Raw genomic sequence first — 5188 nt, 5'->3', positions numbered from 1 at the left:
AGCCCTCGATTCTAGAATCTTGGCTTTGCCCTTTAGCCTGACAGGCACTTGCCCATGTACAAACTCGTGCTGATTCGCCATGGCGAATCGACCTGGAACCTCGAAAACCGCTTCACCGGCTGGACCGATGTCGACCTCACCCCGAACGGCCGCGAGGAGGCGCGCCGCGCCGGCGCGCTGCTCAGGGCCGAGGGCTACGACTTCGACATCGCCTACACCTCGGTGCTGCGGCGGGCGATCCGCACGCTCTGGGGCGTGCTCGACGAGATGGACCGCATGTGGCTGCCGGTGCAGCACACCTGGCGCCTGAACGAGCGCCACTACGGCGCGCTGCAGGGCCTGAACAAGGCCGAGACCGCGGCCCAGTACGGCGAGGAGCAGGTGCTGGTCTGGCGCCGCGCCTACGCGATCGCGCCCGAGCCGCTGCCGGCGGGCGACCCCCGCGGCTCGGAGACCGACCCGCGTTACGCCGGCGTCGACCCGGCGCTGATCCCGCGCACCGAGTGCCTGAAGGACACCGTGGCCCGGGTGGTGCCCTACTGGAACGAGGTGATCGCGCCGACCATCCGCACCGGCCGCCGGGTGCTGGTGGCCGCCCACGGGAACTCGCTGCGCGCCCTGATCAAGTACCTGGATGATCTCTCCGACGACGAGATCGTGGCCATGAACATCCCCACCGCCCGACCGCTGGTCTACCAGCTCGACGACCAGCTGCGGCCGCTCAGCCGGGGCTATCTGGGTGACCAGGCCGAGATCGCCGCCGCCATGGCCGCGGTGGCCGCCCAGGGCAAGTCGAAGGCCTGAGCCCACCGGGGCGCCGCCGCAGGTTTATACTGGGTCGATCTCCAGGGCGAACCCATGAATGGCAAAGTGAAGCAAGTCGGACTGCTGACGGTCGGCGCCATCGCCGGCGTGCTGATCAGCATCGGCATCTCGGCGGTCGCCCAGCGTGACAGCCGGCCACCGCTGCCGCTCGACGAACTGCGGCAGTTCTCCGATGTCTTCGGCGCCATCAAGTCCAACTATGTGGAGGCGGTCGAGGACAAGAAGCTGATCACCGAGGCGATCAGCGGCATGCTCTCCGGCCTGGACCCGCACTCGCAGTACCTCGACGCCGACGCCTTCAAGGAGCTCCAGGTGGGCACCCAGGGCGAATTCGGCGGCCTGGGCATCGAGGTGGGCACCGAGGACGGCTTCGTGAAGGTGGTGTCGCCCATCGAGGACACCCCGGCAGCCAAGGCCGGCATCAAGGCCGGCGACCTGATCATCAAGATCGACGAGAAGCCCACCAAGGGCATGCCGCTGAACGACGCGGTCAAGCTCATGCGGGGCAAGCCACGCACACCCATCACCCTCACCATCTCCCGCAAGGGCGAGCCGCGCCCGATCGTCGTGCAGATCACCCGTGATGTGATCCGGGTGCAGTCGGTGAAGTCGCGCCTGCTCGAGCCGGGCTACGGCTATGTGCGCATCACCCAGTTCCAGGAGCACACCGTCGAGACCATGGTCAAGGCGCTCGACGGGCTCTACAAGCAGCAGCAGGGCCCGCTCAAGGGACTGGTGCTCGACCTTCGCAACGACCCCGGCGGGCTGCTGCATGGCGCCATCGGCGTGTCGGCAGCCTTCCTGCCGGCCCGCACCCTGGTCACCAGCACCGACGGCCGCACCGACGACGCCAAGCGCAAGTACCTCGCGGTGCCCGAGGACTACCTGCGCGGCACCCGAGAGGACTTCCTCGCCCGCCTGCCGGCCGGGGTGCGCTCGGTGCCCATGGTGGTGCTGGTCAATGGCGGCTCGGCCTCGGCCTCCGAGATCGTGGCCGGCGCGCTGCAGGACCACAAGCGGGCCACGGTGCTGGGCACCCAGACCTTCGGCAAGGGTTCGGTGCAGTCCATCCTGCCGCTCACCAACAACACCGCCATCAAGCTCACCACCGCGCGCTACTACACCCCCAGCGGCCGCTCCATCCAGGCCAAGGGCATCGCGCCAGACCTGCTGGTCGAGGAAACCCCCGAGGGCGACGTGAACCAGTTCCGCGTGCGCGAGGCCGACCTCACCCGGCACCTGTCCAACGACAAGGAATCCGAGGCCAAGCCCAGTGTGCCCAAGCCCACCGATGCCGCCGGCGATGCCCGGCTGCGCGAGCGCAAGCCGGTGGAGTTCGGATCAGCCGACGATCACCAGCTCGCCCAGGCCATGAACCACCTCAAGGGCAAGCCGGTGCAGCTGGCCAGGCCCAAGGACAGCGCCGCACCCGCCGAGGCCGGCGCCGCCAAGACCCCCTGAGCCCGGCCCTGGCCGGCGGCAGCACGCCTTGAACGACGAACAGCTGCTGCGCTACAGCCGGCACATCCTGCTGGACGAGATCGGCATCGAGGCCCAGGAGCGGCTGCTCGGCGCCACGGCGCTGGTGGTGGGCGCAGGCGGCCTGGGATCACCCGCGGCGCTCTACCTGGCCAGCGCCGGCGTGGGCCGCATCCTGCTGGCCGATGGCGACAGCGTCGACCTGACCAACCTGCAGCGCCAGATCCTGCACCGTCAGACCAGCCTGGGGCGGGCCAAGGCCGAGTCGGGCCGCGACGCGCTGCTGGCGATCAACCCGCACATCCGCGTCGAGGCGATCGTCGGGCGGCTGGAAGGCGCGGCGCTCGCCGACGCGGTGGCCGCCAGCACGGTGGTGCTCGACTGCTGCGACAACTTCGCCACGCGGCACGCGGTCAACCGCGCCTGCGTGGCGCACCGCGTGCCGCTGGTCTCGGGCGCGGCCATCCGCTTCGACGGCCAGCTCTGCGTGTTCGACCCGCGCCGCGAGAGCTCGCCCTGCTACGAGTGCCTGTTCCCGGCCGCCAGCGCGGTGGACGAGGTGCAGTGCGCCACCATGGGCGTGTTCGCGCCGCTGACCGGCATCGTGGGCACGATGCAGGCCGCCGAGGCGCTCAAGCTGATCGGCGGCTTCGGCGAGCCCCTGGTGGGACGGCTGCTGCTGATCGACGGCCGGGCCGGCCGCTTCACCGAGGTCAGCCTGCCGCGCAATCCGCAATGCGCGGTGTGCGGCGGGTCCAGCCAGTGACCTGATCGTAGGCATGCGCCACCTGCAGCACCCGCAGGTCGGCGCCGGGCGGGCCGATCAGCTGCATGCCCATGGGCGCGCCGCCGGGGCCGAAGCCCACCGGCACGCTGATCGCCGGCGCGCCGGCCAGGGTGGGCCCGATCACCACCTCCATCCAGCGATGGTAGGTGTCCATCTTGCGGTCGCCGATGCGCTCCGGCCAGTGGGTCTCGGCCGCGAACGGGAACACCTGCGCCGTGGGCAGCACCAGGATGTCGTAGTGGTTGAACAGGCCAAGCAGGTGCCGATGCCAGGCGGTGCGCTCGCGCGAGGCCTGGTAGACCGCCAGCGCGCTGGTGGCCGCGCCGCGCTCCACCTCCCACACCGCCTCGGGCTTCATCTGCGCGCGGCGGGCCGGGTTGGCGTAGTCGTCCCAGCGGCCGCCGGCCACCACGCAGCTGCGCAGGGTGAGCCACATCTGCCACAGCCGGTCGGGGTCGAAGCCCAGGGCCGAATCCGACACATCCATGCCCAGGCCGGCCAGCGCGTTCAGGCCGCCGCGGCACAACTCGACGATGCCCGGCTCATAGGCGAGGTGACCGTCGAGATCGCCCAGCCAGCCCACCCGCAGCCCGCGCGGCGGCGCCTCCAGGGGCGCGGCGAACAACGACGGATCACTGGTGCGCGACAGCGGCGCATGCGGATGCGCACCGGCCTGGGTGGCCAGCAAGCGGGCGAGATCGGGCACCGAGCGGGCCATCGGGCCCTCGGTGCCGAACTGCTCGATGAAGACCTCCGGCGCGGGCAGCTTGGGCACCACGCCGGTGGAAGGCCGGAAGCCGAAGACATTGTTGAAGGCCGCCGGGTTGCGCAGCGAGCCGCCCATGTCGCTGCCATCAGCCACCGGCAGCAGGCGCGCGGCCAGGGCCACCGCCGCGCCGCCGCTGGAGCCGCCGGCGCACAGTTGCGGCTGCCAGGCGTTGCGGGTGACGCCGTAGACCGGGTTGTAGGACTGCGAGCCCAGGCCGAATTCCGGGGTGTTGGTCTTGCCGATCAGGATCGCGCCGGCGGCGCGCATGCGCTGCACCATCAGCCCGTCCTCGGGCGGCAGGAAGTCGCGGTAGAGCGGCGAGCCCAGGGTGGTGGGAATGTCCTTCGTGGCCGAGAGATCCTTGATCGCCTGCGGCATGCCGTGCATCCAGCCCAGCCAGCGGCCCTCGGCGGCGAGCCGGTCCATCTCGCGCGCCTGCGCGAGCAGCGTGTCGCGCGGGCGCAGGGCCACGATCGCGTTGAGCTGCGGATTGATGCGCTCGATGCGGTCGAGGTAGGCGCGCATCACCTCCTCGCAGGAGACGGCGCGGGCGTGGATGGCGGCCGAGAGCTCGAGGGCGCCCAGCGCGGTGATGTCATCGGTCATGCGGGTCTCCTGGGGGCGGGCACCGGGCGCACACCCGGCGCCGCGGATCAGCCGATCAGCAGCGGGATCTGCTGCTCGACGAGGTCGGTGGGCCGGCGGCGAAAGCCGCTCTTGGCATAGCTCAGCCAGCGGCCCTGGACGAAGGCCATCACGATGCCGGCGCGCACTGCCGCGTCGGTGTCTGGGGGCAGGCGCTGCTGGGCCACCGCCAGCCGGAAGCACTGCCGCATCGAGGTCTCGATGCGATCGTGCAGCCGGTTGATGCGCTGCTGCAGGCGGTCATGCTCGGTGACCAGGGCATCGCCGATCAGCACACGGGTCATGCCGGGATTCTTCTCGGCGAAGCCGGTGAGCATGAGGACGATGGCGCGCAGCTGGCGCTGGCCGTCGCCATCCTGGGTGCCGATCTGGTTGATCAGCCCGAACACCGTGGCTTCGATGAACTCGATGAGGCCCTCGAACATCTGCGCCTTGCTGGCGAAGTGCCGATAAAGCGCGGCTTCGGAGACCTGGATGCGCGCGGCCAGCGCCGCGGTGGTGACGCGCTCGCCGCCGGGCTCCTGGAGCATGCCGGCGAGGGTCTGGAGGATCTGCAGTCGACGCTCGCCGGGCTTGGGGCGGGACCGGCGGGCCGGCGCGGGGCTGTCGGGGGTCATCGGAGTCGGGACACGGCCCGCGGCAGGGCGACGGCGGATTGTAGCTGAAGGCCCGCGCGGCGACCC

General features: G+C 70.9%; 5 protein-coding genes. 3 read left to right on the top strand and 2 right to left on the bottom strand.

All coding sequences use genetic code 11. The features are described 5' to 3' along the window. Positions 1 to 54: 54 nt before the first annotated feature. Genes gpmA through AC2H6A_RS17715 form a run of 3 tightly spaced genes read left to right on the top strand, consistent with a single transcriptional unit; the run spans position 55 to position 3070 of the window. Positions 55 to 804, top strand: a complete 750-nt coding sequence (gene gpmA, locus AC2H6A_RS17725) for a 2,3-diphosphoglycerate-dependent phosphoglycerate mutase (RefSeq protein ID WP_484275047.1) — start codon at positions 55 to 57, stop codon at positions 802 to 804. 54 nt (positions 805 to 858) lie between these two features. Continuing rightward, the gene (locus AC2H6A_RS17720) at positions 859 to 2286 is read left to right on the top strand and encodes a S41 family peptidase (RefSeq protein WP_484275046.1); all 1428 of its coding nucleotides are present in this window, start codon (positions 859 to 861) and stop codon (positions 2284 to 2286) included. A gap of 28 nt (positions 2287 to 2314) precedes the next feature. Beyond that, a complete protein-coding gene (locus AC2H6A_RS17715) occupies positions 2315 to 3070 on the top strand; it encodes a HesA/MoeB/ThiF family protein (protein ID WP_484275045.1) in 756 nt (251 codons plus the stop codon). On the opposite strand, the gene AC2H6A_RS17710 is transcribed toward AC2H6A_RS17715, so the two are convergent. After that, complete coding sequence (locus AC2H6A_RS17710; protein ID WP_484275044.1) at positions 3018 to 4466, bottom strand: amidase; 1449 nt, start codon at positions 4464 to 4466, stop codon at positions 3018 to 3020. The two genes, AC2H6A_RS17715 and AC2H6A_RS17710, sit on opposite strands and share 53 nt — an antisense overlap. A gap of 47 nt (positions 4467 to 4513) precedes the next feature. After that, positions 4514 to 5122, bottom strand: a complete 609-nt coding sequence (gene slmA, locus AC2H6A_RS17705) for a nucleoid occlusion factor SlmA (protein ID WP_484275043.1) — start codon at positions 5120 to 5122, stop codon at positions 4514 to 4516. Positions 5123 to 5188: the final 66 nt, after the last annotated feature.

It is taken from the genome of Quisquiliibacterium sp. (genome assembly GCF_982640115.1).
This window is presented reverse-complemented; position numbering and strand designations above follow the sequence as displayed.

What these genes read in the sequence shown, in the direction of transcription:
- AC2H6A_RS17720 (WP_484275046.1), top strand. Translation starts at nt 859, where the DNA reads ATGAATGGCAAAGTGAAGCAAGTCGGACTGCTGACGGTCGGCGCCATC.
- AC2H6A_RS17710 (WP_484275044.1), bottom strand. Translation starts at nt 4,466, where the DNA reads ATGACCGATGACATCACCGCGCTGGGCGCCCTCGAGCTCTCGGCCGCC.
- gpmA (WP_484275047.1), top strand. Translation starts at nt 55, where the DNA reads ATGTACAAACTCGTGCTGATTCGCCATGGCGAATCGACCTGGAACCTC.
- slmA (WP_484275043.1), bottom strand. Translation starts at nt 5,122, where the DNA reads ATGACCCCCGACAGCCCCGCGCCGGCCCGCCGGTCCCGCCCCAAGCCC.